Source organism: Psychrobacter sp. TB20-MNA-CIBAN-0197, assembly GCF_040309765.1.
In the GTDB taxonomy this organism is placed as follows: Bacteria; Pseudomonadota; Gammaproteobacteria; order Pseudomonadales; family Moraxellaceae; genus Psychrobacter; species Psychrobacter submarinus.
This window is the reverse complement of the sequence record NZ_JBEOPC010000168.1, coordinates 1-379: the sequence shown is the minus strand read 5'-3', so window position 1 is coordinate 379 and position 379 is coordinate 1. Positions and strand designations below refer to the sequence as shown.

At 42.5% G+C, this 379-nt stretch carries 1 protein-coding gene; it reads right to left on the bottom strand.

From position 1 onward, the window contains the following. Window positions 1-379 (bottom strand): thioesterase family protein (locus tag AAEY83_RS13155; protein WP_351059413.1); only part of this gene is annotated, 379 nt, incomplete at both ends.

Genomic DNA, 379 nt, shown 5'->3' with positions numbered 1-379 from the left:
CTTCAGTTATTTGTTCGGGCGTATGTTTAAAGCGCATCCATCCCCCTAAGTGAGACGTTTCTGCGCTGCTAAATGGCATGGCACCTTGTTGAGGGCATAAATCAACATGTTGAAAAAACTCCGGCATTTGCCCTTGTATAAATGGCAATGTATGGCGCTCATTAACTTCCTGTAAGCCTAACGACTTTGCAATGGGTACATTAATAGCTGAGTTGCGGTTACTAGCAAAGCAGGCTTGTACAATTACACACACTTGTTCATTTTGAATGGCTTTGGCGAGTACCTGTGTGCTGCTTTTACCTTGTCGTAATATTTCTACCGATAACGAAAAAGGAGTATCAGCTAGTAATGGCCCTACAAAATTTGTACTGAGTGAGAG